At 69.6% G+C, this 25,736-nt stretch carries 28 protein-coding genes; 15 read left to right on the top strand and 13 right to left on the bottom strand.

Annotated elements, in window-relative coordinates; translation table 11 throughout:
- Nucleotides 1–4 precede the first annotated feature (4 nt).
- Nucleotides 5–838: a hypothetical protein gene (locus DL991_RS15970; protein WP_125785100.1), complete on the top strand. Its 834-nt coding sequence runs from the start codon at nt 5–7 to the stop codon at nt 836–838.
- On the opposite strand, the gene DL991_RS15965 is transcribed toward DL991_RS15970, so the two are convergent.
- Complete coding sequence (locus DL991_RS15965) at nt 835–1,308, bottom strand: Lrp/AsnC family transcriptional regulator (protein WP_125785099.1); 474 nt, start codon at nt 1,306–1,308, stop codon at nt 835–837. The two genes, DL991_RS15970 and DL991_RS15965, sit on opposite strands and share 4 nt — an antisense overlap.
- 59 nt (nt 1,309–1,367) lie before the next feature.
- Between DL991_RS15965 and DL991_RS15960 the strand changes: the two genes are divergently transcribed.
- Nucleotides 1,368–2,486, top strand: coding sequence for a PLP-dependent aspartate aminotransferase family protein (locus DL991_RS15960; protein ID WP_125785098.1), 1,119 nt, complete (start codon nt 1,368–1,370; stop codon nt 2,484–2,486).
- Between the two features lie 60 nt (nt 2,487–2,546).
- On the top strand, nt 2,547–2,921 hold the full coding sequence (locus DL991_RS15955) for a DUF6401 family natural product biosynthesis protein (RefSeq protein WP_125785097.1): 375 nt from the start codon (nt 2,547–2,549) through the stop codon (nt 2,919–2,921).
- Between the two features lie 34 nt (nt 2,922–2,955).
- Here DL991_RS15955 and DL991_RS15950 read toward each other — a convergent pair whose 3' ends face one another.
- Together DL991_RS15950 and DL991_RS15945 are read right to left on the bottom strand one after the other, a co-directional pair.
- Nucleotides 2,956–3,888 carry a hypothetical protein gene (locus DL991_RS15950; RefSeq protein WP_125785096.1) on the bottom strand — a complete coding sequence of 311 codons (933 nt, stop codon included), beginning with the start codon at nt 3,886–3,888 and terminating at the stop codon, nt 2,956–2,958.
- Between the two features lie 97 nt (nt 3,889–3,985).
- Nucleotides 3,986–4,198 (bottom strand): FmdB family zinc ribbon protein, encoded by a 213-nt coding sequence (locus tag DL991_RS15945; protein WP_125785095.1) that lies wholly within the window; start codon nt 4,196–4,198, stop codon nt 3,986–3,988.
- A gap of 51 nt (nt 4,199–4,249) precedes the next feature.
- Between DL991_RS15945 and DL991_RS15940 the strand changes: the two genes are divergently transcribed.
- A complete protein-coding gene (locus DL991_RS15940) occupies nt 4,250–5,374 on the top strand; it encodes an alkaline phosphatase family protein (RefSeq protein ID WP_125785094.1) in 1,125 nt (374 codons plus the stop codon).
- 70 nt (nt 5,375–5,444) lie between these two features.
- Here DL991_RS15940 and DL991_RS15935 read toward each other — a convergent pair whose 3' ends face one another.
- Nucleotides 5,445–6,008 (bottom strand): class I SAM-dependent methyltransferase, encoded by a 564-nt coding sequence (locus tag DL991_RS15935; RefSeq protein WP_125785224.1) that lies wholly within the window; start codon nt 6,006–6,008, stop codon nt 5,445–5,447.
- A 51-nt stretch (nt 6,009–6,059) separates the two neighbouring features.
- On the opposite strand from DL991_RS15935, the gene DL991_RS15930 reads away from it, so the two are divergent.
- Together DL991_RS15930 and DL991_RS15925 are read left to right on the top strand one after the other, a co-directional pair.
- Nucleotides 6,060–6,812 carry a helix-turn-helix domain-containing protein gene (locus tag DL991_RS15930; RefSeq protein WP_199753966.1) on the top strand — a complete coding sequence of 251 codons (753 nt, stop codon included), beginning with the start codon at nt 6,060–6,062 and terminating at the stop codon, nt 6,810–6,812.
- Nucleotides 6,813–7,222: 410 nt separating this feature from the next.
- Complete coding sequence (locus tag DL991_RS15925; protein WP_125785093.1) at nt 7,223–7,510, top strand: hypothetical protein; 288 nt, start codon at nt 7,223–7,225, stop codon at nt 7,508–7,510.
- 1 nt (nt 7,511) lies between these two features.
- Here DL991_RS15925 and DL991_RS15920 read toward each other — a convergent pair whose 3' ends face one another.
- Entirely contained in the window at nt 7,512–8,012 is a 501-nt protein-coding gene (locus DL991_RS15920) for a GNAT family N-acetyltransferase (protein WP_125785092.1), read from the bottom strand.
- Between the two features lie 39 nt (nt 8,013–8,051).
- Between DL991_RS15920 and DL991_RS15915 the strand changes: the two genes are divergently transcribed.
- Nucleotides 8,052–8,789, top strand: a complete 738-nt coding sequence (locus DL991_RS15915) for an alpha/beta fold hydrolase (RefSeq protein ID WP_125785091.1) — start codon at nt 8,052–8,054, stop codon at nt 8,787–8,789.
- A 17-nt stretch (nt 8,790–8,806) separates the two neighbouring features.
- Here DL991_RS15915 and DL991_RS15910 read toward each other — a convergent pair whose 3' ends face one another.
- Nucleotides 8,807–9,451 carry a TetR/AcrR family transcriptional regulator gene (locus DL991_RS15910; RefSeq protein ID WP_125785090.1) on the bottom strand — a complete coding sequence of 215 codons (645 nt, stop codon included), beginning with the start codon at nt 9,449–9,451 and terminating at the stop codon, nt 8,807–8,809.
- A 148-nt stretch (nt 9,452–9,599) separates the two neighbouring features.
- On the opposite strand from DL991_RS15910, the gene DL991_RS15905 reads away from it, so the two are divergent.
- Entirely contained in the window at nt 9,600–10,379 is a 780-nt protein-coding gene (locus tag DL991_RS15905; RefSeq protein ID WP_125785089.1) for an SDR family oxidoreductase, read from the top strand.
- 349 nt (nt 10,380–10,728) lie between these two features.
- Nucleotides 10,729–11,970, top strand: coding sequence for a glycosyltransferase (locus DL991_RS15895; protein WP_125785088.1), 1,242 nt, complete (start codon nt 10,729–10,731; stop codon nt 11,968–11,970).
- Here DL991_RS15895 and DL991_RS15890 read toward each other — a convergent pair.
- Nucleotides 11,942–12,811 (bottom strand): phosphotransferase, encoded by an 870-nt coding sequence (locus tag DL991_RS15890; protein WP_125785087.1) that lies wholly within the window; start codon nt 12,809–12,811, stop codon nt 11,942–11,944. The genes DL991_RS15895 and DL991_RS15890 overlap by 29 nt on opposite strands.
- A gap of 135 nt (nt 12,812–12,946) precedes the next feature.
- Here DL991_RS15890 and ctaD point away from each other — a divergent pair, with 135 nt between their 5' ends.
- The 5 genes from ctaD (at nt 12,947) to DL991_RS15865 (ending at nt 18,982) form a co-directional block, all read left to right on the top strand.
- Entirely contained in the window at nt 12,947–14,725 is a 1,779-nt protein-coding gene (gene ctaD, locus DL991_RS15885) for a cytochrome c oxidase subunit I (RefSeq protein ID WP_034308844.1), read from the top strand.
- Nucleotides 14,726–14,812: 87 nt separating this feature from the next.
- Nucleotides 14,813–16,042 carry a phosphoserine phosphatase SerB gene (gene serB / locus DL991_RS15880; RefSeq protein WP_125785086.1) on the top strand — a complete coding sequence of 410 codons (1,230 nt, stop codon included), beginning with the start codon at nt 14,813–14,815 and terminating at the stop codon, nt 16,040–16,042.
- The gene (locus DL991_RS15875) at nt 16,039–16,797 is read left to right on the top strand and encodes a peptidyl-tRNA hydrolase (RefSeq protein ID WP_125785085.1); all 759 of its coding nucleotides are present in this window, start codon (nt 16,039–16,041) and stop codon (nt 16,795–16,797) included. Before serB ends, DL991_RS15875 begins: the two co-directional genes overlap by 4 nt.
- 17 nt (nt 16,798–16,814) lie before the next feature.
- The gene (locus DL991_RS15870) at nt 16,815–18,566 is read left to right on the top strand and encodes a serine/threonine-protein kinase (protein WP_125785084.1); all 1,752 of its coding nucleotides are present in this window, start codon (nt 16,815–16,817) and stop codon (nt 18,564–18,566) included.
- Nucleotides 18,567–18,577: 11 nt separating this feature from the next.
- On the top strand, nt 18,578–18,982 hold the full coding sequence (locus tag DL991_RS15865; RefSeq protein ID WP_038509009.1) for an OsmC family protein: 405 nt from the start codon (nt 18,578–18,580) through the stop codon (nt 18,980–18,982).
- Between the two features lie 71 nt (nt 18,983–19,053).
- On the opposite strand, the gene DL991_RS15860 is transcribed toward DL991_RS15865, so the two are convergent.
- The 3 genes from DL991_RS15860 to DL991_RS15850 form a co-directional block, all read right to left on the bottom strand.
- Entirely contained in the window at nt 19,054–19,407 is a 354-nt protein-coding gene (locus DL991_RS15860; protein ID WP_125785083.1) for a hypothetical protein, read from the bottom strand.
- 57 nt (nt 19,408–19,464) lie between these two features.
- Entirely contained in the window at nt 19,465–21,522 is a 2,058-nt protein-coding gene (locus DL991_RS15855) for an ATP-dependent DNA helicase (RefSeq protein ID WP_125785082.1), read from the bottom strand.
- 125 nt (nt 21,523–21,647) lie between these two features.
- Entirely contained in the window at nt 21,648–22,238 is a 591-nt protein-coding gene (locus DL991_RS15850) for a biotin transporter BioY (RefSeq protein WP_125785081.1), read from the bottom strand.
- 143 nt (nt 22,239–22,381) lie between these two features.
- Here DL991_RS15850 and DL991_RS15845 point away from each other — a divergent pair, with 143 nt between their 5' ends.
- Nucleotides 22,382–23,047, top strand: a complete 666-nt coding sequence (locus DL991_RS15845) for a choice-of-anchor P family protein (protein WP_125785080.1) — start codon at nt 22,382–22,384, stop codon at nt 23,045–23,047.
- A gap of 76 nt (nt 23,048–23,123) precedes the next feature.
- On the opposite strand, the gene DL991_RS15840 is transcribed toward DL991_RS15845, so the two are convergent.
- From DL991_RS15840 to DL991_RS15830, 3 genes are read right to left on the bottom strand one after another with little or no spacing between them, the layout of a single operon-like run.
- On the bottom strand, nt 23,124–23,777 hold the full coding sequence (locus DL991_RS15840) for a bifunctional 4-hydroxy-2-oxoglutarate aldolase/2-dehydro-3-deoxy-phosphogluconate aldolase (protein ID WP_125785079.1): 654 nt from the start codon (nt 23,775–23,777) through the stop codon (nt 23,124–23,126).
- The gene (locus DL991_RS15835; RefSeq protein ID WP_125785078.1) at nt 23,774–24,349 is read right to left on the bottom strand and encodes an isochorismatase family protein; all 576 of its coding nucleotides are present in this window, start codon (nt 24,347–24,349) and stop codon (nt 23,774–23,776) included. The genes DL991_RS15840 and DL991_RS15835 overlap by 4 nt, the downstream gene beginning before the upstream one ends.
- Nucleotides 24,350–24,368: 19 nt before the next feature.
- Nucleotides 24,369–25,673, bottom strand: a complete 1,305-nt coding sequence (locus DL991_RS15830) for a nicotinate phosphoribosyltransferase (protein WP_125785077.1) — start codon at nt 25,671–25,673, stop codon at nt 24,369–24,371.
- Between the last annotated feature and the right edge of the window lie 63 nt (nt 25,674–25,736).

Raw genomic sequence — 25,736 nt, 5'->3', positions numbered from 1 at the left:
GTGAGTGCGTCAGCTCACATACGACGGGATGCCCATCCCCGGCCTGAACGACCTGGTCCGGACGGCCATCCGGCTGCACCCCGCGCCGGGGGTGCCCGGTCCGGACGAAAGCCACTTCGGCGGCCCGCTGCTCTGGCCGTCCGACGAACCGTGGCCGGAGTGCCCGGTGACCTGGCCGCCCGACCCGGACGCCTCCGACGACGCCTGGGCGGGCGGGCATCCGCTCGACGAGCCAGTCCCGGCGATGGTCGGCGCTGCGCAGTTCTTCCGCGACGACTTCCCGGAGCTGCCCTTCCCGGAGGGCACCGACGTCCTGCAGATGCTGTTCTGCCCGATGGAACACGACAGCCTGCATCACCAGGGGCCCGCGGTGCGGCTGATCTGGCGTGATTCGGGCGAGGTGCGGGACGTCGCGGAACCGCCGCCCGCCCCCGAGGACGCCAAAGCCGCCTACCTGCCGGAACCCTGCGTTTTCGAACCGTGCTCGATCGACGAACTGCCCCGGCTCTGCGACTTCCCGGCGGAGACCCGCTCGGCGCTCGGTATCCCCGAGGGCGCGGGCGACGAGCCGGAGGGCTGGCCCGAGCTGGACCACTATTCGAAGATCGGCGGCTGGACAGCCTGGGGCGCCACCGATCGGTCCGAGCTGGGCTGCCGGGAGTGCGGCGCCGAATTGCGTCAGACGATCGCGCTGGCCACGGAGGAGCATGAGGTCGGCTGCGGATGCGAAGCAGACGAAGGCGAGCCGGCGGGCTGGACGTTCAGCCGTCAAGGGGCGCTGAACGTCTTCACCTGCCCCGCCGACGTCACGCATCCGTTCAAGGTCCGGATCGACTAGACCGGCGGTAGCAAAGGTCCCCCGCTCCAGTGCTGGAAGACCAGGTTCGTGTGCACCCTCGCGACCTCGTCGCGGGCGGTCAGTTCGTCGAGCACCAGCCGTTGCAACTCGGTCGCCGAAGCGGTGGCGACGTGCGCGAGGAAGTCGTCCGGGCCGGTCAGGTGGTAGACGGCGCGGACCTCGGGCAGCGCCAGCAGATGCTCGACGAACGAGTCGACCAGCGCCCGCCGGTGCGGGCGGACCTGGACGAAGAGGAGTGCTTCGAGCGGGCGGCCGAGTTTGGCGGCGTCCACCTCCGCGCGCTGGCCGGTGATCACCCCGAGCTCACGCAGCCGGTTGACGCGGTCGAGACAGGTCGAAGGCGCGATACCGACCTCGGCGGCCAGATCCTTGTTCGAGATCCGGGCGTCGTTCTGGAGAAGCCGCAGAATTCGAAGATCAACCGTGCTCAGTTCGACAGAATTCGACATCAGCGAATGATATCCGAGGATATTGCGGTTGATCCGGAGAAAATCGCACCATCTGGAGTATGACCGCAACGCTGCGTACCCGAGCCGTCCACGCCGGCCGTGACGATCTCACGGACCTCGGCGTCCACGCCGCTCCGCTCGACCTGTCCACGACCTACCCGTCGCGGGACAGCGTCGAGGAGGCAAGCCGCATCGATGAATTCGCCGCGTCGGGCTCGCTGTCCGGGCTACCGGTCTACGGGCGGCTGAGCAACCCGACCGTCGAACGGTTCGAGAAGGCGCTCGCCGAACTCGAAGGGTTCGACGACGCCGTCGCGTTCGCCACCGGCATGGCCGCCGTTTCGGCTTCGCTGCTCGCCGCCGTCGCGCAGGGCAAACGGCATGTCGTCGCCGTCCGGCCGGTCTACGGCTGCACCGACCACATGCTCACGTCCGGTCTGCTCGGCACCGAGGTGACCTGGGCCGATCCGGAAGGCGTCGCGTCGGCGCTGCGGCCCGACACCGGCCTCGTGCTGCTGGAAACACCCGCGAACCCGACCCTGCGCGAGGTCGACATCGCCGAGATCGTGCGCGCCGCGGGCGAGGTCCCGGTGCTGGTCGACAACACCTTCGCGACTCCCGTGCTCCAGCGGCCGGGACGGCACGGCGCCCGCTTCGTCCTGCACAGTGCGACCAAGTTCCTCGGCGGCCACGGCGACGTCATGGGTGGCGTGGTCGCTTGTAGCGCCGAAGACGCGGGGATGCTGCGGCAGATTCGCTTCGCCACCGGAGGCGTGCTGCACCCATTGGCCGGATACATGCTGCTTCGCGGCCTCTCGACCCTTCCGCTGCGTGTGAACGCCGCGTCCGCGACAGCCGCCGAGCTCGTCGAGCGGCTTCGCGGTCACGCGAACGTGAGCGCCGTGCACTACCCGGCCGTCGGCGGTCCGCTGATCGCGTTCGAGGTCGACGGGGATCCGCACGCGCTCATCGGCGCGGTCCGGTTGATCACCCCGGCCGTCAGCCTCGGCAGCGTCGACTCGCTCATCCAACATCCCGCTTCGATCAGTCACCGGATCGTGGCCGAGGACGACCGGCGCGGCGCGGGGGTCACCGACCGGCTCATCCGCATGTCGGTGGGGCTGGAGGACGTCGAGGACCTGTGGCACGACCTGGATCAGGCACTCAAAGCGTGCTGAGTTCTGCGATCGTCGTCACCGGGATGTCGACAAATCGTCCGGCGTGGCTAACCTGGTCGGGTGAAAGATCTGGTCTCGTCCTGGGTGGAATCTTCGGCTCGTAGCACGCTTTCCCGGCTGCACCAGCAGATCGGTGTCGCCGGGCTGGCCGCGGCGGCGGCCGTGCCCGGGCTGTCGGCCGTCTTCGATCAGCACTCCGCCGCGGTGCGGGACATCCTCGCGGCGGGGGTCGAAGGCTCGGCGGCGGTCGCCGGGGTCGTCCTCCTCGCCGGCTACACGCGCGGGCTGCTCGACGAGGCGAAGACCAAGGGGTGGGCATTCCGTGCTCCGGCCGATCTGTCCGCTTGGACCACCAGTGACTGGATGACCGCGCGGCTGGTCGGCGTGTGTTCGCTGGCGGCCACGATCGACGACCGGCCGACCGGGAACGGGTAGGGCGGCCGGTTGCCCCACCCGCTCCCGTGGAAGGTCAGCGGTACTCCGGCGGAGGGGGCATGTTTCCACCGGGGGGCCGCTGGCCGGGATCCTGGTGCTGAGGCACCTGGCCCTGGCTTGGCGGGAACTGCTGGTGCTGTGTCGGCTGCTGACCCATCCGGTTCGGGTCGGCCGCGTGATGCCCGGCGGACACCGGCTGGCCGACCGTCGTGCGCTCGGCCGGCACGTCGCCGGAGCGGCCGGCGTCTTCGCGACCGCGCTGGTAGGCCTCGGCCTGCGCCTTCGCGGCGGGGATCTCCGCCTCGGCCCGGCCGAGCCAGGTCTCCCAGCGCTGTTGCATCGGTTTGATGAGACCACCGCCGACACCGACGACGGCGATGCCGCCGACCGTGGCGAGCACGGTGATCAGCACCGGCAGCGTGACCGCGGTGGCCACGCCGATCTGGTTCAGCGCGGCGATCGCACCGAGGCCCCAGATGAACACCGAGGCGATGGTGGCGAGCACCTTGCCGTAGGAAACGCCGCCGAGGGCGTTGCCGACCAGGTCCTTGACCGCCTTGGCGATCGCGCCCGCGATCACCACGATGACGATCGCGACGATGGCGCGCGGCAGCCAGGCGACGATCTCGTTGAGCAGCGAGCTCACCGGGTTCGGGCCGAACACGCCGAACGCGAACTGCAGGGCGATCAGCAGGATCGCGTAGTAGACGATCTTGCTGATGATGTCCGACGCGTCGAACTGGCTGCGCGCGAGCATCTGTTTGAAGCCCCCGCGTTCGAGGAGCCGGTTGAACCCGACCTTCTCGAGCACCATGCTCACGGCTTTGGCGAGGGCCTTCGCGATCAGCCAGCCGATGAGCAGGATGACCAGGAACGCGAGTAGTTTCGGGACGAAAGTGGCGACCGAACTCCAGGCGCTCGACACGCCTTGACCGAAGTCGACGGCCGCCAGTGCTGATGTGGCCACTGGACGTTCTCCCTTCCACCACTGGAGCTTCCAGGCTGGTGGGAGGGGGGTACCCGCCAATCGGGCGATCACACGTTGTGCCACCCGAACGGGTGGGTCAACTGCAGCAGCCGCCTCCGCAGCAGCCGCCCCCACCTGCGGGAACGGGGGCAGGGCCGGAAGCCGAGCCGGTCAGCGCGACGGTCGTCAGCAGCTTGACGGTGTCCTGGTGACCCTCCGGGCACGGCGCGGCCGCACCGGACTCGCTCATCGGCCGCAGCAGTTCGAAGGTCCCCGCGCATTCGCGGCAGCGGTAAGCGTAAGTCGGCATGTCCGGCATTATCCCATCTCCTCGACGGCTCCGGGATGGCAAGCTGGCCGGGTGGAACTGCCTGTCGCGGCGCACGTGCCGCATCTCGGCCAAGTCGTCCCCTCCGTGCTGTCCGCCCTCGGCGCCGACGGGTTCGCCAACTCGCTGAGCCTGACAGAGGCGGCCGGCGCCTGTGTGCTGCTCATCGACGGTCTCGGCTGGGAACTGCTGGCCGAGCACGCCGCCGACGCGCCCGTGCTCACCCAGCTGGCGAAGTCACCGCTGCGGGTCGGTTTCCCGTCGACGACGGCGGCCGGTCTCGGCGCGATCGGCACGGGGCTCGCCTCGGGGGAACACGGCCTCGTCGGGTACAGCTTCGAGGTGCCGGGGACAGGCGTCCTGAACGCGTTGCGCTGGACCAGCCACGTGGACGGCGGCGATCTCCGCGGCGCTCTGCCGCCGCGCGAGGTCCAGCCCCTGCCGACGACGTTCGAACGCGCGGCGGCCGCCGGGATCACGACCAGCGTGGTGTCTTCGGCGAAGTTCGCCGACACCGCACTCACGCGCGCGACACAGTCCGGCGCGCGTTATGTCGGTGTCCACGCGCTCGGCGACCTGGCCGCCTGCATCCTGCACTGCCTCGAAACGCGGCAGGCGTTCTGCTGGGGCTACCACAGCGAGCTCGACATGCTCGGCCACATCTACGGCCCCGGTTCGGCGCCATGGCGGATGCAGCTGCGCCATGTCGACCGGCTCGTCGAGTCCATTGTGGATGGCCTGCCGTCCGGTGCGCTCCTCGCGGTCGTTGCCGACCACGGCATGGTGACCGTCGAGGGAGCGGTCGACATCGACGAGACGCCGGCGCTGCTCGGCGGCGTCCGGGCGATCGGTGGTGAGGTCCGGGCAAGGCACGTCTACAGCGAACCGGGCGCCGAGGCCGACGTGCTGGCGGCCTGGCGCGAGGTGATCGGCGATCGGGCGTGGATCCTTCCGCGCGACGAGGCCGTCGAGGCGGGCTGGTTCGGGCCGGTCTCCGACCGGGTCCGGCCGCGGATCGGCGACGTGGTCGTGGCGTCGAAGGGGCGGTTCGGGCTCGTGCGGGAACTGGCCGAGGCCGTCGAGTCCTCTTTGGTCGGCCAGCACGGCTCGCTGACCCCGGCCGAACAGCTCGTCCCGCTGGTCCTCGCGCGCGGCTGACCCCCGCAATTCGTCACCTGGTTGCGGTCCTCGCGCGTGCGACGACCGCAACCAGGTGACGAATTGCGCGTCAGGCGGGCTTCCTGGCCGAGAACTTCACGCTCCGCTTCGGCACGTGCTCGACGTCGATGTCGGTGAACCCGGCGGCGGTGAGGCGGGGCCAGAGCGAAACCGGGTCGAGCGCGTTCATCGTGTCGCCGAGGTGGAAGAGCCGGAACGGCACGTTCGCCAGACTGTCGATCGCGCGCAGGACACCGCCGGGGCGGAGCACCCGGAACGCCTCGGTGAAGATCGCGTCCTGCGACGCCGTCGTCGGCACGTGATGCAGCATCGTGAAGCAGACGACCGCCGAGAACTCGCCGTCCTCGAAGGGCATCGCCGCACCATCGCCATGGACGATCCGCACCCGGCCGTCGAACTCCCGCTTGAGCAGGTCCGCCGAGGCCTCGTCGATCTCGACCGCGGTGAGCCGGGGGACGAGCCGGACGAGCGCGCGGGTGGTCGCGCCGAAGCCGGGGCCGATCTCCAGCACGGAGTCGCCGAGGTCGAAACCGGCGACGTTGCCCGGCATCTCGGCGGCGACGGCTTTCGCCCAGAGCGCGGAACTGCAGAGTTTGCGGTGCACCAGGTTCATCGGCATGAACCCGAAGCTAGCCGTGACCGGTAGGCGATAGGCTGCCAAGTGATGTCGCGAATCGGACTCCTTCCCCCGATGCCGACGGCGATGGTGCTCGGCGAGATGGAGCTGCCCGCCGGTACGTGGCTTCCGTGGCACGAGCACGACGGCCACCAGCTCGCCTGGGCGGCGCGGGGGATCCTGAGCGTGAACGTCGGCGAGCGGCACTGGGTGCTGCCGCCGACGCGCGCGCTGTGGATCCCGGCCGGTGTCGTGCATCGCACCGGCGCGACCGCGCAGACCGTGTTGCGAGGGATCTACGCCGCTCGAGACCGGTGCCCGGTGCACTGGCGCGAACCGACGCTCGTCGCCGTCCGCCCGCTGCTGCGGGAACTGCTGGAACACCTCGGCGCGGCCGGCCTCGGCGACGACGCGCGCAGCCGGGCCGAGGCTGTCGCCTTCGACCTGCTCGAACCGGTGGACGTCGTGCCGATCACCGTGCCGATGCCGTCGGACGGGCGGGCGCTGGCCGTCGCGCGGGCGGTGATCGCCGATCCGGCGGACCGCCGCGGCCTCGCGGATTTCGCCCACGACGCCGGCGCGAGTGAACGAACGCTCGCGCGGCTGTTCCTCACCGAATGCCGGACGACGTTCGGCGCGTGGCGGGTGCAGGCTCGGCTGCGCGCGGCCCTTCCGCTGCTGGCCGAAGGTATGCCGCTGACCGCGGTCTCCCGCCGGATCGGCTACTCCTCGCCGAGCGCTTTCGTCGCCGCCTTCCGCCGGGCGGTCGGTGTGACGCCGGGTGCTTACTTCGGCGGCTAGCCGAGTGTTACGCCTTCCGTCACGCGAGTTACGCCTCCAATCACGCGAGTTCCGTCTTCCGTCACGCGAGTCGCGGCGGCCGACACACGTGACCGGATGGCCGACACGCGTGACCGGGTGGCCGACACATACCCGCGGCCCGGTTCCACCACGTGCCACCCCTCCTGTCACGTGATGGCCACCGGATCACAGGTGTCGGCCAACGGATCACGCGTGTCGGCCAACGGATCACGCGTGACGGTAGGCGGATCACACGTGTCTGGAGGCGGAACTCGCGTGTCTGGAGGCGGAACTCGCGTGTCTGGAGGCGGAACTCGCGTGTCTGGAGGCGCAACTCACGTGTTCGACAGGCGGGACCGAACACCGAGCGAGCGGGATCACCCGGCGCTGGGCCATATACCGTTTCGGGCGTGCCACGACGTAACCGGCCCGAACGCGGTGGACGCCCCGACCTCGGCGCGTCGACCGGCTGGGCGCGCTCCGAATCCGCCGCCGACGGCGACTGGCTGGTGCGCACCGTGCCCGGCGCGCAGGCCACCAAGGATTACCGCTGCCCCGGCTGCGACCACGAGATCCGGCAGGGAACCCCGCACGTGGTCGCCTGGCCCGCCGACGACACCGGCGGGGTCGCCGACCGCCGTCATTGGCACAAGGCGTGCTGGAGCGCGCGGTCCCGGCGCCGTCCCGGACGCTGGTGACTCAGCGCCGCATGTGCAGTGAGGGCGCTCCTTCGAACTCCTCCTCCGTGTGGATCTTGAAGCCGAGCCGCTCGGCGACTCGGACCGACGGCTCGTTGGACACCATGATGTTGGCGATCACCGGGATGCCGGGGATCTCCCGTTCGGCCCATTCGACGACGGCGGCCGCCATCTCCGTCGCGTAGCCGTTGCCCCAGGCGAACGGCCAGAAGCGGTACGCGAGGTTCAGCACGCGCTCGCCGTTCCATTCGTGCCGGCGGACGCCGCCGAAGCCGACGATCACGTCGGGATCGTCCAAGGCGGACACCGCGAGATAGCCGAACCCGTGCTCGGCCCATTGCTTCATCCAGGCGTCGTACAGCTCCCGCGCACCCTCGACGGTGTGCGGCACGACGTTGAACTTGTTCGTCTCCGGATCGGCCTGCAGCGCGACGATGTTCTCGCGATCCGCCTCGCGCAGCCGCCGCAGCAGCAGCCTCTCCGTTTTGATCTCTGTCAGCACGGATCTGACGGTAGCCCCAGGGTGCGACAGAATTACGCCATGAAGGATCTCCCGCTGGTACTGCTGCACGCCTTCCCCGTCGACGCCCGCATGTGGGACGCGGTCCGCGCGCCGCTCTCGGAACGCCTGCGGCTGATCACGCCCGACCAGCGCGGCCTCGGCCGCAGCCCGTTGCCGGAGACGGACCGGGAACCGGATCTGGACGACGCCGCCCGTGACGTCGTGGCGCTGCTCGACCGGCTCGAACTCGACAAGGTCGTCCTCGGCGGCTGCTCGATGGGCGGCTACCTGACGATGGCGGTGCTGCGCCTCGCGCCGGAACGGGTGGGCGGGCTCGTGTTCATCGACACGAAGGCGACGGCCGACACCCCCGAAGCCGCGCAGGCCCGGCACGACGTCGCGGCCCGGGTGGAAGCGGAAGGCGCCGGCTGGATGCCCGAAGCCCTCACGGCCGGGTTGCTCGCGGAGAAGGCCGACCCGGAAGTGGCCGGACGCCTTCGCGAACTGATCACGACGCAGCCGCCGTCCGGCGTGGCGTGGGCGGCACGTGCGATGGCGGCGCGGCCCGATTCACTCGAAACGCTGCGTTCGGCGGACGTGCCGGCGTTGGTCGTGGTCGGCGAAGAGGACGGCCTGACGCCGCTGGAGGAGGCGAACACGCTGGTGGAAACGCTGCCGGACGCGACGTTGGTCGTGCTGCCGGAGGCCGGGCATCTGACGCCGCTGGAGGATCCGGCCGGAGTCGTCGAAGCGATCTTGGGCTGGTACCCGGCGTAAGGAACGTTCCCGGCTCTTCACGGCCGAGGGGGTAGCCGCGGGTCTTGGGTCGCGTACCGGGCGGCGAAAGTGCGGACGGCCTCGTCGACCACCTGAGTGACGCGTTCGGCGCTCACCTCCCAGCCCGGCACCAGGAGTGCCGGCCAGAAGACGTAGTTGGAGATCATGCCCAGGAACTGGGTGGCTGCGAGCTCCACGTCCTCGACCCGCACCGTTCCCGCCTCGTGCTCGGCCAGGAGGTAGCCGCGTACGGACTCGAAGTAGGGCATCTTCCCGTGCGAGAACTGCGCATGGGCCAGCTCCGGGAACCGCGGCAGCTCGGCGATGACGATCCTGAACAGGTCCGTCATCTGGGCGCGGCCCAACAGCTCGGCGTAACGGCGACCGATGATGCCGAGCCCGTCGACGAGGTTGCCTGCCGTCGGAGGGGCCTCCTCGTCGGCGGTCGACCAGGACTCGGTCACGATCGCGTCGAAGAGGGCGGCTTTGCTCGGAAACTGCTTGAACAGCGTGGCCCGCGAAACGCCGGAGCACTCTGCGATCCGCGCCAGCGACGTCCGGTCGTAGCCCAGCTCGAGAAACAGTGCGGTCGCCGCCCTCACGATCAGCGCGCGCTTCTCCTGGGCGACCCGCTGGTGATACGTCGTCACGCTCCCGCTCATGGGCCCAGCATACGAGGTGAGTGGCTTGACTCTCCTCTGTCGTCGACTTAGTGTCGGAGTGGATGGTGAGTCACCTGGCTCACCACTGGCCGCCGCTCATCATCACTGGTGATCCCGGCCGTTCACCCACGTACCGGAGGAACATTCGATGCCCCGCTTCGACAACCAGACCGTGCTCGTGACCGGTGGCACCGGCGGCCAGGGCTCGAGCCACGTGCGCGCCTTTCACGCGGAGGGAGCGAACGTGGTGATCGGCGGCATCGACGCCGAACGCGGCGCCGCTCTCGCCGACGAGCTTGGGACCCGTGCTCGCTTCTCCCGTCTTGACGTCACCGACGAGAGCTCGTGGTCCGCCGCCGTGCTAGCCGCCGAGCGCGCCTTCGGCGCCCTGAACGTGCTCGTCAACAACGCGGGCGTGCAGAATCCGCCTGCGACGATCGAAAACACGGACCAGGCCACGTGGTCGCGCATCCTCGACGTCAACCTCACCGGGACCTTCCTCGGCATCAAGGCCGCAGCCCCCGCTCTGCGCCGCGCGGCGGGGGGAGTCATCGTCAACATCGCCTCGACCATGGGCCTGGGCGGCACGGCTCACTACGCGCCGTACGTCGCCGGCAAGTGGGCTGTGCGAGGCCTCACCCGAACTGCGGCACTCGAGCTCGGCCGCGATCACATCCGGGTGAACACCATCCACCCCGGCGTGATCTCGACCCCCTTCATCCACGAACCGGCAGCCGGTGCCACCGCGGCGATCGCCGACTTCTACTCACCCGAGCCGTTCGCCATCCCCCGACTGGGAGAGCCGGCCGATGTCACCCGGCTTCTCCTGTTCCTCACGTCATCGGACGCGTCGTTCATCACGGGGTCGGAGTACGTCATCGACGGTGGACTCCTCCTCGGCCCCGCCCTTCAGGCCGAGGCCGCCTGAGTGCTCCGGACACGTCCCACCTGCCTGACCACAACCGACGAGCCATCGAGATCCCCCCCGCCGCGGGCACCACTTACCTGTGTAGCGGCGCCGGTGGTGCCGCGACCGGCCGGCATGCGAGCCTTCTCGCTGATCACAGCTTCACGAAGACTGTGCCCACAGCCGGCTGATGCGCATCGGCTTCCGCCGTCGGCCGTGATCGCGGATGCCTCGACAGATGACGAGGTCGCAGAAGAAAGTGCCCATTTCCCTCGCCCCTTCAAAGGTATAGCGGACAGGGGGACTTGCGGCAAGCCCCCATTCCCGGTCCACAATTACCCCTTCACATTTTTGCCGAAGGGGGATTCCCATGCGTGTACTCCTGTCCACTATCGGGACGAGGGGTGAAGTGCAGCCATTGGTGGCACTGGCGGTGCGGTTGCGGGAACTCGGCCAGGACGTCCGGCTCTGCGCGCCGCCGGATTTCCGTGACTGGGCGGAAGGTCTCGGGATCTCCTTCGTGCCGTTGGGGCCGGAGCTCCGGTCGACGGCGAAGCCGGATTCCGCGATGACCAAGGCGATGGCCACGCCGGAGGGGCGGAGGAAGATGGCCGAGGCCATGGTCGTCGACCAGTTCGAGACGATGCCGGAAGCGGCCGAAGGATGCGACGCCGTCGTCGCGGGAATGGCGTTGAACATCGCCGCGCATTCGGTGGCCGAGCGAAAAGGGATTCCCTATTTCTTCACCGCTTACTGCCCGATAACGCTGCCTTCACTGCACCATCGTCCGCCCGTTTTCCCGGGATGGGCGCCGAAGAATCCCGATGCCGCCATCCCGGCTTTGTGGGCCGACGACGCGGAACGATGGAACGAGCGGTGGGGCGGGGTGCTCGACGCGCAACGGAAACGGCTCGGCCTGCCACCGGTCGACGACGTCCGCGGGCACATCTTCACCGAGAGCCCGTGGCTGGCCGCCGATCCGGTGCTGGCGCCGTGGCGGGGACCGTCGGCATTGGACGTGCACCAGACCGGCGCCTGGATCCTGCCGGACCACAGTCCGTTGTCCCCCGAGCTGGAGGCGTTCCTCGACGACGGGGAGCCGCCGGTCTACTTCGGATTCGGGAGCATCCGCGCCCCGGAGGAGATCGCGAAGGCGATGATCGAGGCGGCGAGGGCGCACGGGCGGCGGGCGATCGTGTTCCGCGGCTGGACCGGGCTGGCGCCGATCGACGACGAGCCGGACTGCATCGCCGTCGGGGACGTCAACCAGCAGGCGCTCTTCCCACGGGTCGCGGCGGTCGTGCACCACGGTGGCGCCGGTACGACCACGGCGGCGACCGTGGCAGGGGTGCCGCAGGTGCTCGTGCCCCAGATGTTCGACCAGCCCTACTTCGCGCAGCGCGTCAGGGAACTCGGGGTGGGGACGTCGATCACGGGGGAGCCCTCCGCCGAAGCGCTGACGCTCGCTCTGGATGAGGTGCTGCGCCCCGAAGTCGCCTCGCGGGCCGGGCAGATCGGCGGTGAGGTGCGGACGGACGGCGTCGATGTGGCGGCGAAACTCCTGACCCCGCGCAATTCGTCACCTACTTGCGTGGCACCCCTTCGCAAGTAGGTGACTGATTGCGGGAGAAGTAGCGCTCCAGGGCGGCCTCGGCCTCGGGGAGTCGCTCGGGGAACCGCCGCGCGATCACGAATCGCCAGGGCACCTCGAACAACCGACGCAACGCGATGAACGGCTCCAACGACGAGGGCAGCACGTCGGTGGGATACGCCGAAAGCGCTGCGGGACCGGCCTCCGCGTAGAGCACGCCCAGGTCCCAGCCGAGCGGCCCGCGCCAGGTGTCCTCGAAGTCGAGCCAGCACGGTCCGGCCGCCGTCGCGATGACGTTCCCCCGATGGGCGTCCCCGTGCAGCGGCCGGATCTCGTCCGCCGGGAGCGCCGCCGCGACCCGTTCGAGTTCTTCGCGCAACCGGGGCGCCGCGCCACCCATGACGGAACCGTGCCGGTCGAGCAACGTCCGGAGTTCTCGGACCGGTCCGAGTTCGGGCAGTTCGCCGGGGTAGTCCGCGAGCGCGGCGTGCACCCGGGCCAGCGAGATCGCCACCTCGCGCGGCGACAAGGTGTGCCCCGGCTCGTGCGGCGTGTAGTGCCAGAGAGTGACCGGGAGGCCGTCGGCGAAATGCGGTCCTGCCGGGGGATCCGTGGTCGGTGAGACGACGAGCACATCACGTTCCGTGAGGTACCTCGACAGCTCGACATCGCGCGCGAGCCAGTCTTCGGGGGAGGAACGCGCGAGGCGCGTCGTGCCGGGCACCCGTGCCACCACCGGACCCAGTCTCACCAGCACGTTCGACTTGAAATGCAGGACATCGGGGGCACCGGTCGGCAGCCCGTGCCGAGTACCGACAGCGATCGCCGCGGCCACTCCCGCACGCGTGTGTTCGTCGGTCACGGCGCGATCTTGCCAGCCGGTGCGCGCGACTGTCGGTAGTGAGGGCTACGATCCCCATTAGCCGCCGGAATGGGTCTCGAACCCGGCCGACGGCAGAACATTGACCACCACAAGGTTTGAGTGTTGGAGGCAGGAGTGACGGCCGTAGCCCCCAAGCCGATCGCCACGCGCCCGTATCCCGCGCGGGAGTCGGTTAAGGGTTCGTACCTGCTGCGGTTGTTCCGCACGACGGACCACAAGCAAATCGGCATCATGTACCTGGTCACGTCGTTCGCCTTCTTCATGGTGGGCGGCGCGATGGCGATGCTGATCCGCTCCGAGCTGGCACGTCCCGGGCAGCAGTTCCTTTCGCAGGAGCAGTACAACCAGCTGTTCACCATGCACGGCACGATCATGCTGCTGCTGTACGCGACGCCGATCCTCTTCGGTTTCGCGAACTTCATCCTGCCGCTGCAGATCGGTTCGCCCGACGTCGCCTTCCCGCGGCTGAACGCGTTCTCGTACTGGCTGTACCTCTTCGGCGGCCTGATCGTGATGTCCGGCTTCCTGACCCCGGGTGGCGCCGCCGACTTCGGCTGGTTCGCCTACACCCCGCTGTCGGACGCCATCCACTCGCCCGGCGTCGGTGCCGACCTGTGGATCTCCGGTCTGGTCGTCTCCGGTCTCGGCACCATCCTCGGTGGCGTCAACATGATCACCACGGTGGTCTGCCTGCGCGCCCCGGGTATGACGATGTACCGGATGCCGATCTTCACCTGGAACATCCTGGTCACCAGCATCCTGATCCTGCTGGCGTTCCCGATCCTGACCGCGGCCCTGATGGGCCTGCTGGCGGACCGGCATCTCGGGGCACATGTGTTCGACCCCGCGAACGGCGGCGTGATCCTCTGGCAACACCTGTTCTGGTTCTTCGGCCATCCAGAGGTCTATATCGTCGCCCTACCGTTCTTCGGGATCGTGTCGGAGATCTTCCCGGTCTTCAGCCGCAAGCCGATCTTCGGTTACAAGGGCCTGGTCTGGGCGACGCTGGCGATCGCCGCGCTGTCGGTGGCCGTGTGGGCGCACCACATGTACGCGACCGGCGCCGTGCTGCTGCCGTTCTTCTCCTTCATGACCTTCCTGATCGCGGTCCCGACCGGCGTGAAGTTCTTCAACTGGATCGGCACGATGTGGAAGGGCCAGCTGTCCTTCGAGACGCCGATGATCTTCTCGATGGGCTTCATCGTCACGTTCCTCTTCGGCGGTCTGACCGGCATCATGCTGGCCGCGCCGGCGATCGACTTCCACGTGTCCGACAGCTACTTCGTCGTCGCGCACTTCCACTACGTGCTCTACGGCACGATCGTGTTCGCCACGTTCGCCGGGATCTACTTCTGGTTCCCGAAGATCACCGGCCGCATGATGGACGAGAAGCTCGGCAAGTGGCACTTCTGGACGACGTTCATCGGCTTCCACGCCACGTTCCTCGTGCAGCACTGGCTGGGTGCCGAAGGCATGCCGCGCCGGTACGCGGACTACCTGCAGTCGGACGGGTTCACCACGCTGAACACGATCTCGACGATCGGCGCGTACATCCTCGGTGCCTCGACGCTGCCGTTCATCTGGAACGTCTTCAAGAGCTACCGGTACGGCGAGATCGTCACGGTGGACGACCCGTGGGGCTACGGCAACTCGCTCGAATGGGCGACGTCCTGCCCGCCGCCGCGGCACAACTTCACCGAGCTGCCGCGGATCCGGTCCGAGCGGCCGGCGTTCGAGCTGCACTACCCGCATATGGTCGAGCGCATCCACAAGGAGGGTGAGATCGGCTTCTTCGGGAAGCAGAAGGTCAACACCCACCGCGCGCCGTCCCAGGTGCTCACCGAGGCGGCCATGCCGGGTGATCACTCCAAGGACAACTCCAGCGAGAAGTGACCCGATAAGCGGAATCGGCGCGTGCCTTGCCTCACACAGGGGCAAGGCACGCGCCTTTTTCGTCTCCGGCTGAGGGAGACTGACCCCGTGACGCAGACACCAGTTCTCATCACCACCACCGGTCCCGACAAGCCGGGTGTGTCCTCGGTGCTGTTCGCCGTGCTGTCGCGCCACGACGTCGACGTGCTCGACGTCGAGCAGGTCGTGATCCGCGGCCAGCTGGTGCTCGGCGTGCTCGCCGGGGTGTACCGCGACCCCGAAGGTCTGCAGGAATACGTCGAGCAGGCGATGGCGTCGGTCGGGATGCAGGTCGAGGTGAAGATCGGCGCGGCCATCGGCGCCGACCCGTTCGCCATCGGGCAGAAGGACTCGACGCATGTCCTGCTGATGCTCGGTCGCCCGGTCACCGCGCGGGCGTTCTCCGACGTCGCGCGCCGCCTCGCCGCGCTGGACGTCAACATCGACTCGATCCGCAGTGTCGCCGACTATCCGGTCACCGGGCTGGAGCTGTACACCTCGCTCGCCCAGGACACGCCGGAGGCCGACGCCGCGCTGCGCACCGCGCTGGCGGACGCCGCCGTCGAGGCCGGGATCGACATCTCGGTCGAGCGGGCCGGGCTCGCCCGCCGCGCCAAGCGACTGGTCGTCTTCGACGTCGATTCGACGCTCATCCAGGGCGAGGTCATCGAGATGCTCGGCGCGCACGCCGGCGTCGAACCGCAGGTCCGCGAGATCACCGAAGCCGCGATGCGCGGCGAGCTGAACTTCGGCGAGTCGCTGGAGCGCCGGGTCGCACTGCTGGAAGGGCTCCCGGAGACGGTGCTCGACGAGGTCGCCGCGTCCATCGAGCTCACCCCCGGCGCGCGCACGACCATCCGCACGCTGAAGCGGATGGGGTTCCGCTGCGGGGTCGTTTCGGGTGGATTCACCAGGATCATCCAGTCCCTCGTGGACGACCTCGGCCTCGATTTCGCCGCCGCGAACGAGCTCGAAGTGGTCGACGGCAAGCTCACCGGCCGGGTGGTCGGGGAGATCGTCGACCGCGCGGGCAAGGCGACGGCGCTGCGCCGGTTCGCCGAGGAGTACGAGATCTCGCTCGAGCAGTGCGTCGCGGTCGGCGACGGGGCGAACGACATCGACATGCTGTCGGTCGCCGGAATGGGTGTCGCCTTCAACGCGAAGCCCGCGCTGCGCGAGGTCGCCGACACCGCGCTTTCGCATCCGTATCTCGACGCCGTGCTGTTCCTGCTCGGGGTCACCAGGGCCGAGATCGAGGCCGCCGACGCGGCCGACGGGCTCGAGCTTTCGCGGCCATGAGCGTGCTGGAGCCGCTGGCCGCGCGCTACGCGTACTGGCTGGGGCTGCCTGCCGAAGACACGGTGGACACCTCCGACGAGGATCCCGCCGAGGTCCGTGCCATGCCCGTGATCCTGCGGATGGAACGCGCCGAACCGCCGTCGCGGACCGCGTTGCTGGAGGCCGCCGCGGCGGCCGCGGTCGCGGTCTGTCTCGACGAACGCGCCGAGCCCGAAGGCGAATGGCACGAGCCGCTCAAGGCGTGGGTCGACGGCCGGATCCGCAAGGTCGCCCGGCGTGCGCGCGGCGCGCATTGGCAGGCCGTCCAGGAGCTGCCCGGCATCACGATCGAGGTGGACGGCGCCGAGGCGCGAGCGTTGCTGCCCGGCCGCGTCGTCGACACCCCGAAAGAGGTCTCGCGGTTGCAGATCTCCGGGAGCGAGCTCCCGGCCGACGAGCCCGGGCCCGCGCCGGGCGGTCTCCCGCGGTTGCTGCTGAACCCCGAGGTCACGATGACCGTCGGCAAGGGCGCCGCCCAGGTCGGGCACGCGACGATGATCCTGGCCTCGCTGCTGGACGAAGCCGAACGGGCGGCCTGGGCCGAGACCGGGTTCCGGTGCTCGGTGCGGACGCCGCCGGTCGCGACCTGGAAGGCGCTGTGCCCGGTCGAGGATCCGGAGGGCTCGTGGCGCCGTGACGGCGTCGTCGCGGTCCGGGACGCCGGGTTCACCGAAGTCGATCCCGGAACCGTCACGGTCCTAGCCCAAAGGGCCTAGCCTCCTATACTCCCCATATGGGTGACCGGCTGATCGCCGGGCGCTATCGCTTGGAGGAGCGGATCGGCGCCGGGGGTATGGGCGTGGTCTGGCGTGCCGCCGATCTGGACCTCGGCCGGGTCGTCGCCCTCAAGCGTTCGCAGGCCGGGGACAGCGGCCAGATCCGGCGCGAGGCGCGGATCGGCGCTGGTCTGCATCATCCGAACGTCGTCACCGTTTTCGACGCCGTGATCGACGGCGACGACCGCTGGCTCGTCATGGAGTACCTGCCTTCGCGCAACCTCGCCGACGTCATCGACACCGACGGGCCGCTGTCACCCGGCAAGGTGGCGAAGATCGGTGTCCAGCTCGCCGCCGCGCTCGCGGCGATGCACGAGAAGGGCATGGTCCACCGCGACCTCAAACCGGGCAACGTCCTGCTGGCCGAAGACGGCACCGCCAAACTGACCGACCTCGGCATCGCGCAGTGGGCGGAAGTGACCCGCACCGGCGGCGGCCTCGACGTCGGCACTCCCGGCTACGTCGCGCCCGAAATGGCCGAAGGGCGCCAGGCGGGCGCCGCGGCGGACGTGTTCTCGCTCGGCGCGACACTGTTCGCTGCCGTCGAGGGCACTTCGGTGTGGGGAGACGCGAGCGTGGGGCCGTTCGTCCAGCTCCGGCGGGCGACGTCGTACTCCCTGGAGCCGATCCGGCGGGCGGGGCCACTGGCGCCGGTGCTGACCGAACTGCTGCGCCGCAAACCCGCCGGCCGTCCGGACGCCGTTCGCGCCGCCGAACTGCTGTCCGAGGTCGCGGATGTCGGCGTGCCCGCACGGATGCGACGGTTCCGCGTGACCAGGCGGGCCATGGCGATCGGCGCCGTCGCGGCGGTGCTGGTGCTGCTCGGAGGGCTGCTCTACGCCACGAGGGAACCGGCGTCGATCGCGGCAGGCCCCACGCCGATGAACTCGGTCGGAGATCCGCGCACGGCCGACCCCTGCGCGCTGGTGGACCCGTCCGTGCTGAAACAGTTCGGGACCCCACGGCTCGACACCGCGAACGGCAACTTCAACGCTTGCGGCGTCCTGCTGAGGCTGAGCCCGGACGAAGAGGACATCGTCGACGTCCGGCTCGAATTGACCATCCCGGGGTCGCCGATGCTGGAGAAGCCCGCGCCCGGGACGCTGCGTGTGCGTGAATGGCCGAGCGACACCGAGGAGAAATGCCAGCGGGCCATCGAGCTGCCGGACGGCAACCAGCTCTGGGTGCATTCACGCCATGTCCGGAACTGGCACGCGCACCTTTGCGACTACGTCGACCCGGTCGCCGCGCACGCGGCTGGGGTGCTGAACCGCGGACCGCTCGAGCGTCGTCCGGCCCCCTTCCCCGCGGGTTCGCTCGGGACTCTCGACGCCTGCGCGCTCGGCGGTGAACTGCCCCAGGCGATCGTCGGCGGGCCGGCGAGACCGGATCCGGTGTTCGGCAACTGGGAGTGCTACTGGAACCACCGCGAGACGGAGGTGACGATCCGGTTCGAACGGGACCAGGCGCCGCTCGAAGACGACGGCAGGCGCGTCGCTCTCGGATCGCGGGAAGCCTTCGTCGAAGTCTCGACCGAGTGGAAGGCTTGCCAGGCGGAGATCCCGCACCGGACGTTCACCGGCGACGGTCGTGCCATGATCGAGACGGTGGAGATCTACGTCGCGAACAAGGTCAAGCGGCCGGAGGAGATGTGCCCGGCCGCGGAACGGCTCGCCGGCGAGATCGCTCCCCGGCTGCCGCCACTGTGAAAGGGAAAACCGTGTCTTTGGAAGTCCAGCGCGACGGCGAGCATCGCTTTATCGGCCGTAACGAACGCGGTGCCGAGGTCGTGATCGGCCGCAAGGGCGCCGAGGGCGCCTTCTCGCCCGCCGAGCTGCTGCAGATCGCGGCGGCGGGCTGCTCGGCCGTCACCGCCGAGAACCTCATCACGCGCCGGATCGGTGAGGACTCGAAGTTCCGGGTCGGCGTGACCGCGGACAGGCGCGAAGACGCTTCGGAGCTCGACGCGGTCCATGTGGCTTTCGACGTCGATGTGTCCTCGCTGCCCGCTGCGGATCGAGAGGCGCTCGCGGCGGCGGTGGATCGGGCCATCGAGCGGCTGTGCACGGTGAGCCGGACCCTGAAGAAGGGCATCCCGGTCACGGAGAGCTTCCCGGTCGAGTAGGTCCTCCGGATGCTATGAAAGGTCCTTTCCTCGCAAATTTTGCAAGGAAAGGACCTTTCATAGCGCTTGGCTCAGTGTTTGGCGGCGTGGCCTTCGGCGCTCCAGACCACGTACGCCTCGTCGGCGTCGGTGGTCATGGCCTCGATGAACTTCTCGTTGTCGAAGCCGGGCAGCGTCTGGAGCCGCTCGATCAAGGCGTCGGCGGCCGGGTCGCCGCTGGGGATCGCGGTGCCCTTCCCGTCGGCGCCCGCGAGCATGAAGAAGACGTCTTCTTTCCACGGGCCTTCAGGGATCACTCTGACCACCACCGCGGACAGCTCGGACCACATGACGGCTTCCTCGCTTCCGTCCGCGAGCTGGCGCCGCACTCCGGTGTCATCGACGCTGACGGTCCGGGATTGTGCGTTGGGCGACTCGTGGGACAACCGGTTCTCCCTGTCTTCGGCGTTCCGTTAACGGTACTCGGCCGTGTTCCAGGCCACTCAGCCCGGGGCGGCGGCGTCGAGGCGGCGCAGCGCGTCGCGGGCGACCTTCGGATCCATCGTCGGCCAGAACGGCGGCAGCGAGGCACGCAGGAATCCGCCGTAGCGGGCGGTGGCCAGCCGCGAGTCCAGGATCGCCACGACGCCGCGATCGGTGACCGAACGGTGCAGCCGTCCGGTGCCCTGTGCGAGCAGCAGCGCGGCGTGCGTGGCCGCGACGGTGAGGAAACCGTTGCCGCCCCTGGCTTCCACAGCTCGCTGCCGCGCCGACGAGACCGGATCGTCGGGGCGGGGGAACGGGATCCTGTCGACGACCACGAGCTGGAGCGACGGACCGGGCACGTCGACGCCCTGCCACAACGACAGCGTGCCGAACAGGCAGGTGCGCGCGTCCTCGGAGAACTTCTGCACCAGCAGACCGGTGGAATCGTCGCCCTGGCAGAGGATCGGCAGGTCGAGCCGCTCCCGCATCTCCTCGGTGGCCTGCTTCGCCGCGCGCATCGAGGAGAACAGGCCGAGCGTGCGCCCGCCCGCGGCCTCGATCAGCTCGGCCAGCTCGTCCATGGTCGAGGGCTGCAACCCGTCCCGTCCCGGCGGCGGAAGATGCTTGGCCAGGTAGAGGATTCCGTTGCGTTTGTGATCGAACGGGGAGCCGACGTCGAGGCCGGTCCACTTCGGGCCCTCGGCGTCGTCGCTGTCGGCGGGAGCGGCCTTGTCCGTCGCCGCGCCAGGCGCCTTCTCCACCCTCGCGCCGCCGGGCGGGAGACCCCACTGGCGGGCCATGGTGTCGAAGGTGCCGCCCAAGGTCAGCGTCGCCGACGTGAGGACGGTCGTGTGCTGGTTGAAGACACGCTCCCGCAACAGACCGGCGACACCGAGCGGGGCGACCTTCAGCGCGGGCGGACGCGGGTTCGTGGAGAAGCGGTCCCCGGTCAGCCAGACGACGTCACGCTGATGCGCCTTGTCGTCGTCGAAGGCCTCGAGCAGCCGGACCGCGGTGTCGTGGACCTCTTCGAGCAGCGACCGCGCCAGTTTGCGGGCCGTGGCCTCGTCGACGTCCTCTTTCCGGTCCTTGCCGAGCGCGGTGAGGCAGCGGTGCGCGGCGTCGCGGACCGCGGGGATCGCGCCGGTGAGGGCCTGGGGCAGCGAGTCCATGCGGCCCGACGGCAGGTCGTCGAGGATCAGGGCCAGCCCGTCGCTCGCCTCCAGCAACTGGTCGGCCACTTCGTCGTCGACCAGTTTCCCGCAGCGCCGGGCGGCGGCGGAGACCATGCCGCTGGTCAGCTCGCCGGTCGCCACGGACGTCACGCGGTCCACGAGGTCGTGCGCCTCGTCGATGATCACGAGGTCGTGTTCGGGGAGCACCTGGTAGCCCTGCAGCGCGTCGATCGCCAGCAGTGCGTGGTTGGTGACCACGACATCGGCCTTGCCCGCCTCGGCGCGGGACCGTTCCGCGAAGCAGTCCGTGCCGATGGGGCAGCGCGACGCGCCCAGGCATTCCTTGGCCGTGACGGAAACCTGCCGCCACGCCTGATCCGTCACGCCGGGGACCAGCTCGTCGCGGTCGCCGGTTTCGGTGTCGGACGACCATTCCCGCAGCCGCGTGACCTCCTTGCCGAGCCGGGACACGGCGAACGGATCGAACAACTGCTGGTCTTCCGGCTCGTCCGGGGCGCCGGAGTCCAGCCGGTGGAGGCAGAGGTAGTTACGGCGGCCCTTGAGGATCGCGAAGGTGGGCTCGCGGCCGAGGGGCTTCTTCAGAGCCTTCGCCAGCCGGGGGAGGTCTCGGTCGACCAGCTGGCGCTGCAGGGCGATGGTGGCCGTGGAGACCACGACCGTGGCCTCCTTCTCGACCGCGTGCCGGATCGCGGGAACGAGGTACGCCAACGACTTCCCGGTGCCCGTGCCCGCCTGGACGGCCAGGTGCTCACCGGTGCGGATCGCCCGGCCGACGGCGTCTGCCATCTGCACCTGGCCCTCGCGCTCGGCACCGCCCACGGACTCGACCGCGTGGGTCAGCAGTTCGAGGACACCGGGGAAGTCAGCACGGGAAGGCACGGGACAAGACGATAGCCGGGGGCACCGTCAAGATCGTCCGCCCCGTGCAATGAAGGGGCCTTTCATAGCAAATTTTGCAATGAAAGGCCCCTTCATTGCAGCTCGTGGGGCCGTGAAAGGACCGGTCACGACTCCTTGCGGAAGCGAGAGACCAACGCCCAGGTGCCCGGAAGCAGCGCCGCGGCGACGGCGATCTTCAGCGCGTCCCCGATGAGGAACGGCACGACGCCCTTCGCCAGCGCGGTCGACAGGCCGAAGCCGGTCGACGCCATCAACCACGGCACACCGACCGAGTAGATGACGAGGTTGCCCAGCACCATCGTCCCCGCCATGCGCAGCGGCGTGCGGTCGCCGCCGCGGCCGGCGAGCGCGCCGACCAGGGCGCCGGCGAAGACGAACCCGACGATGTAGCCGGCGCTGGCGCCGAACAGGCCCGAAGAACCGTTCTGGAACCAGCCGAAGCCGGCCGCGCCGACGGCCAGGTACAGCGCCATCGACAGCGCGCCGCGCTTCCAGCCGAGTGCGGCGCCGACCAGCAGGGCGGCGAACGTCTGGCCGGTCATCGGCACCGGTGAGCCGGGCACCGGGATCAGGATCTGCGCGGCCGCGCCGGTCAGGGCGGCACCACCGGCGACCAGGATCGTGTCGCGGACGAGGGCGCCGGGAACGAGGTCGGCGAGGACCGGACGGGGGCCGGCCACGGACAGCGAAGACACTCAGACCTCCTATGAGTACACGAATGTGAACCGAGGTTAACGCCAGACGGCGGGCGGCGGACCGAATGTCGGGCACCTCACGATCCACTCGACCGGGTGGCATGACCCTGCATCGGAAAGGCAGTTGGTGGAGGCTGCCGGACATGAAGAAACCCGTTTCGAGGCTGTTGTCGGTGACGATGCTGACCGGGGCGCTGGTGACGGGAGGACCGGCGATCGCGTCGGCCGAGCCCACGCCCGCGACGGCGGCCGCGTCGGTCGGTTCGCTCGACGTGGAGATCGGCGACGAGCACGTGGTCACCGGCGAGCTGGCGCCGTGCGACGTCGACGGTCCCTTGACCGCGACGACACAGGGCGGTGCCACCGGCGATTTCGCCCGGTTCGGCGGCGGTGAGTCGCGCTGCGGCCGGAACGGTGCGGTGGCCGTCGCCGAGGCGGCCGGGCGGCGATTCGAGACCACGCTGCTCAAACGGTTCGGCGGCCCGGTGATCAAGGTCCGCACGTTCATGGCGAAGTGCAGCACCACCAAGGACGGCAGCCTCGGCTACATCGAGTTCGGCGACGTCTCCGGGTTCACGCTGCCGGAGAACATCCCGCAGAACTACCGGCTGACCATCGCCGGCGGCAAGGGCGGGACGGCGCTGGCGTCGCTGACGGTCAACGAGACCGTCACGCCGACGCCGCCCGACGGGAGCCTCGTGACGCACATGCTGCACATCAAGCTGTTCCCGCAGGGTGACGGCCCGGCGAAGGGCGACATCTACCTCGGGACGGCGCGCTGCGACCCGTACGGCAAGAAGAAGCCCTGACCCCGCCCGCAATTCGTCACCTACTTGCGGGGATCGAGATCGCAAGTAGGTGACGAATTGCGGCGGGTGAGGGGCCCTAAGCGCGTGAGACGTACTTCGCGGCCGCGGCGACGAACTCACTCGCCCGGGTGGCCAGGTCCGTCAGCGACCCGCTCGAGGTGAGAGCGTCGCCGAGAAGCGGCGTCGCGGCGGCGACGGCGATCGAACCCGCATCGAGGTACTTCCCGACGTCGGCGAGGTGGATGCCGCCGGTCGGCACCAGCGGGATGTCCGGCATCGGCGCCCGGATCGCCCGCAGGTAGGCGATCCCGCCGACGGCCGCGATCGGGAACACCTTCACCGCCGCCGCGCCGAGACGCCACGCCTGGTCGATCTCGGTCGGCGTCAGCGCGCCGCAGATCACCGGCAGCCCGCGTTCGTGCGCGCGTTCGATGACCAGCGGGTTCACCGTGGGCGTGACCAGGAAGGACGCGCCGGCGTCCGCCGAGATGTCCACATCGGACACCTCGCGGACGCTCCCGGCGCCGATGTGCGCGTCGTCGCCGAGCTTCTTGCGGATGGTCTTGATGGCGTCGGTGGCGCCTGGCGTGGTCAACGCCGCTTCGAGCACCCGCACCCCGGCGGCGTTCAGCACCGTGGCGGCGTCGGCGAACCGGCTCGCGTCCGCGGCCCGCAGGATCGCGACGAGCCGATTTTCGATCAGGGTGTCCTGGAGGCCGTGCTGGATCATGCGGCGGGAACCGGCGCCTTCCCGGTGTAGGTCACGCCCACCTCGTCGAAGTCCTTGAGCGCGGCGTCGACGGTCGGCTGCGAGCCGCCGACCGTGAGGTCCAGCAGCACCCGGACCTTGAAGCCCGCCTTCGCCGCGTCGAGCGCGGTCGCGCGGACACAGAAGTCGGTCGCGATGCCGACGACGTCGACCTCCGTGACGTCGTGCTCCTTCAGCCACGCGTCGAGCGTCTTGCCGTCGCGCGCGTTGCCCTCGAAACCGGAGTACGCGGCGGTGTACTCGCCCTTGGAGAAGACCTCGCTGATCGGGACCACGTCGAGTGCGGGGTGGAACGACGCGCCGGAGGTGCCGGCGACGCAGTGACGCGGCCAGCTGTCCTTGAAGTCCGGCGTCTCGCTGAAGTGGTCGCCCGGATCGATGTGGTAGTCGCGGGTGGCGACGACGTGCGCGTAGCCGCCTTCCGCGGCCTGCTTGGAGATCGCTGCGGCGGCGGCGGCGCCACCCGGCAGGCCGAGCGACCCGCCTTCGCAGAAGTCGTTCTGCACGTCGACCACGATCAAGGCGGTCCCCATGTGTTGCTCCTGAGTCTCTTTAGACGAATACGGTCGGGATGGCGGGCTCCCCGTGCGAGAGCTTGAGGCCTTCCCACGGAAGGCTCACCAGCGCCCGCCGAAGCCGCTGGCGCGCGTCGTCCAGCGTGGGCAGATCATCCACCGTCCGGCCGTCCCGGACCAGCGGAATCTGCAATTCGTGGTCGTTCGGTCCTCGTTCTGGTACCGCCGAGGCGGCCGTCCAGATCACCTCTTCGACGGCGGTGCCGGTTTCGCGGTGCCGTCGCAGCGCGGATTTCCTGCCGCCGCGAGACTCCTTGTGCGCGCTGCGCTTGGCGACCGGCCTGCCGTCGACCTCCACGAGCTTGTAGACCATCCCGGCGGTCGGCGCACCGGAACCGGTGACGACCGAGGTCCCGACGCCGTACGCGTCGACGGGCTCCGCGCGGAGCGCCGCGATGGCGTGTTCGTCGAGGTCACCCGACACCACGATGCGGGTGTCCTTGGCGCCGAGGGCGTCCAGCTGCTCGCGGGCCTTGCGCGCCAGCGGGCCCACGTCGCCGGAGTCGATGCGGATCGCGCCGAGTTCGGTCCCGGCCACCCGGACGGCCGTTTCGATGCCCTTGGTGATGTCGTAGGTGTCCACCAGGAGGGTGGTGTCGGCGCCCATCTTGTCCACCTGCGCGCGGAACGCCGCCTCTTCGCTGTCGTGCAGCAACATGAACGCGTGCGCGACGGTGCCCCGGGTCGGGATGCCGTAACGGCGGCCCGCTTCGAGGTTGGAGGTCGTGGCGAATCCGGCGAGGTACGCGGCCCGCGCGGCGGCGACGGCGGCGTACTCGTGGGTGCGGCGCCCGCCCATCTCGATGATCGGCCTGCCGTGCGCGGCGCCCGACATCCGTGCCGCCGCGGACGCGATCGCGCTGTCGTGGTTGAGGATCGAGAGGATCAGCGTCTCCAGCACGACGGCCTCGCCGAAGGAGCCGGTGACGGTCAGGATCGGGGAGCCGGGGAAGTAGAGCTCGCCCTCGGGGTAACCGGTGATGTTCCCCGAGAAGGAGTAGTCCGCGAGCCACGAAAGTGTGGCGTCGTCGACGACCGCCGTCGCTTCCAGTTGACTCAGCTCGGCATCGGTGAACCGGAAGTCCGCGATCGAGTCGAGGACCCGCCCGGTGCCCGCGACGACGCCGTAGCGGCGACCGTCGGGCAGACGACGCGCGAAGGCCTCGAAGACGCACGGCCGGTCCGCGGTCCCGTCGGACAGGGCGCTGGCCAGCATGGTCAGCTCGTAGTGGTCGGTGAGCAGCGCGGTGCTGGCGCCAGTGGCCGCCTCGGGGAAACCCATGGCACCAGCCTATTCACCCACATGGCCGGACCTGCCAGCCCATACCGGAACGGGCCCGTGACA

The sequence above is a fragment of the Amycolatopsis sp. WAC 01375 genome, assembly GCF_003947325.1.
Classification (GTDB): domain Bacteria; phylum Actinomycetota; class Actinomycetes; order Mycobacteriales; family Pseudonocardiaceae; genus Amycolatopsis.
Note: the sequence above shows the minus strand (reverse complement) of the source record. Positions and strands in the feature narration are given on the sequence as shown.

What these genes read in the sequence shown, in the direction of transcription:
- DL991_RS15930 (WP_199753966.1), top strand. Translation starts at nt 6,060, where the DNA reads ATGTCGCGAATCGGACTCCTTCCCCCGATGCCGACGGCGATGGTGCTC.
- DL991_RS15830 (WP_125785077.1), bottom strand. Translation starts at nt 25,673, where the DNA reads ATGGGTTTCCCCGAGGCGGCCACTGGCGCCAGCACCGCGCTGCTCACC.
- DL991_RS15875 (WP_125785085.1), top strand. Translation starts at nt 16,039, where the DNA reads ATGAGCGTGCTGGAGCCGCTGGCCGCGCGCTACGCGTACTGGCTGGGG.
- DL991_RS15895 (WP_125785088.1), top strand. Translation starts at nt 10,729, where the DNA reads ATGCGTGTACTCCTGTCCACTATCGGGACGAGGGGTGAAGTGCAGCCA.
- DL991_RS15845 (WP_125785080.1), top strand. Translation starts at nt 22,382, where the DNA reads ATGAAGAAACCCGTTTCGAGGCTGTTGTCGGTGACGATGCTGACCGGG.
- DL991_RS15840 (WP_125785079.1), bottom strand. Translation starts at nt 23,777, where the DNA reads ATGATCCAGCACGGCCTCCAGGACACCCTGATCGAAAATCGGCTCGTC.
- DL991_RS15935 (WP_125785224.1), bottom strand. Translation starts at nt 6,008, where the DNA reads ATGAACCTGGTGCACCGCAAACTCTGCAGTTCCGCGCTCTGGGCGAAA.
- DL991_RS15910 (WP_125785090.1), bottom strand. Translation starts at nt 9,451, where the DNA reads ATGAGCGGGAGCGTGACGACGTATCACCAGCGGGTCGCCCAGGAGAAG.
- DL991_RS15915 (WP_125785091.1), top strand. Translation starts at nt 8,052, where the DNA reads ATGAAGGATCTCCCGCTGGTACTGCTGCACGCCTTCCCCGTCGACGCC.
- DL991_RS15945 (WP_125785095.1), bottom strand. Translation starts at nt 4,198, where the DNA reads ATGCCGACTTACGCTTACCGCTGCCGCGAATGCGCGGGGACCTTCGAA.
- DL991_RS15905 (WP_125785089.1), top strand. Translation starts at nt 9,600, where the DNA reads ATGCCCCGCTTCGACAACCAGACCGTGCTCGTGACCGGTGGCACCGGC.
- DL991_RS15835 (WP_125785078.1), bottom strand. Translation starts at nt 24,349, where the DNA reads ATGGGGACCGCCTTGATCGTGGTCGACGTGCAGAACGACTTCTGCGAA.
- DL991_RS15960 (WP_125785098.1), top strand. Translation starts at nt 1,368, where the DNA reads ATGACCGCAACGCTGCGTACCCGAGCCGTCCACGCCGGCCGTGACGAT.
- DL991_RS15965 (WP_125785099.1), bottom strand. Translation starts at nt 1,308, where the DNA reads ATGTCGAATTCTGTCGAACTGAGCACGGTTGATCTTCGAATTCTGCGG.
- DL991_RS15870 (WP_125785084.1), top strand. Translation starts at nt 16,815, where the DNA reads ATGGGTGACCGGCTGATCGCCGGGCGCTATCGCTTGGAGGAGCGGATC.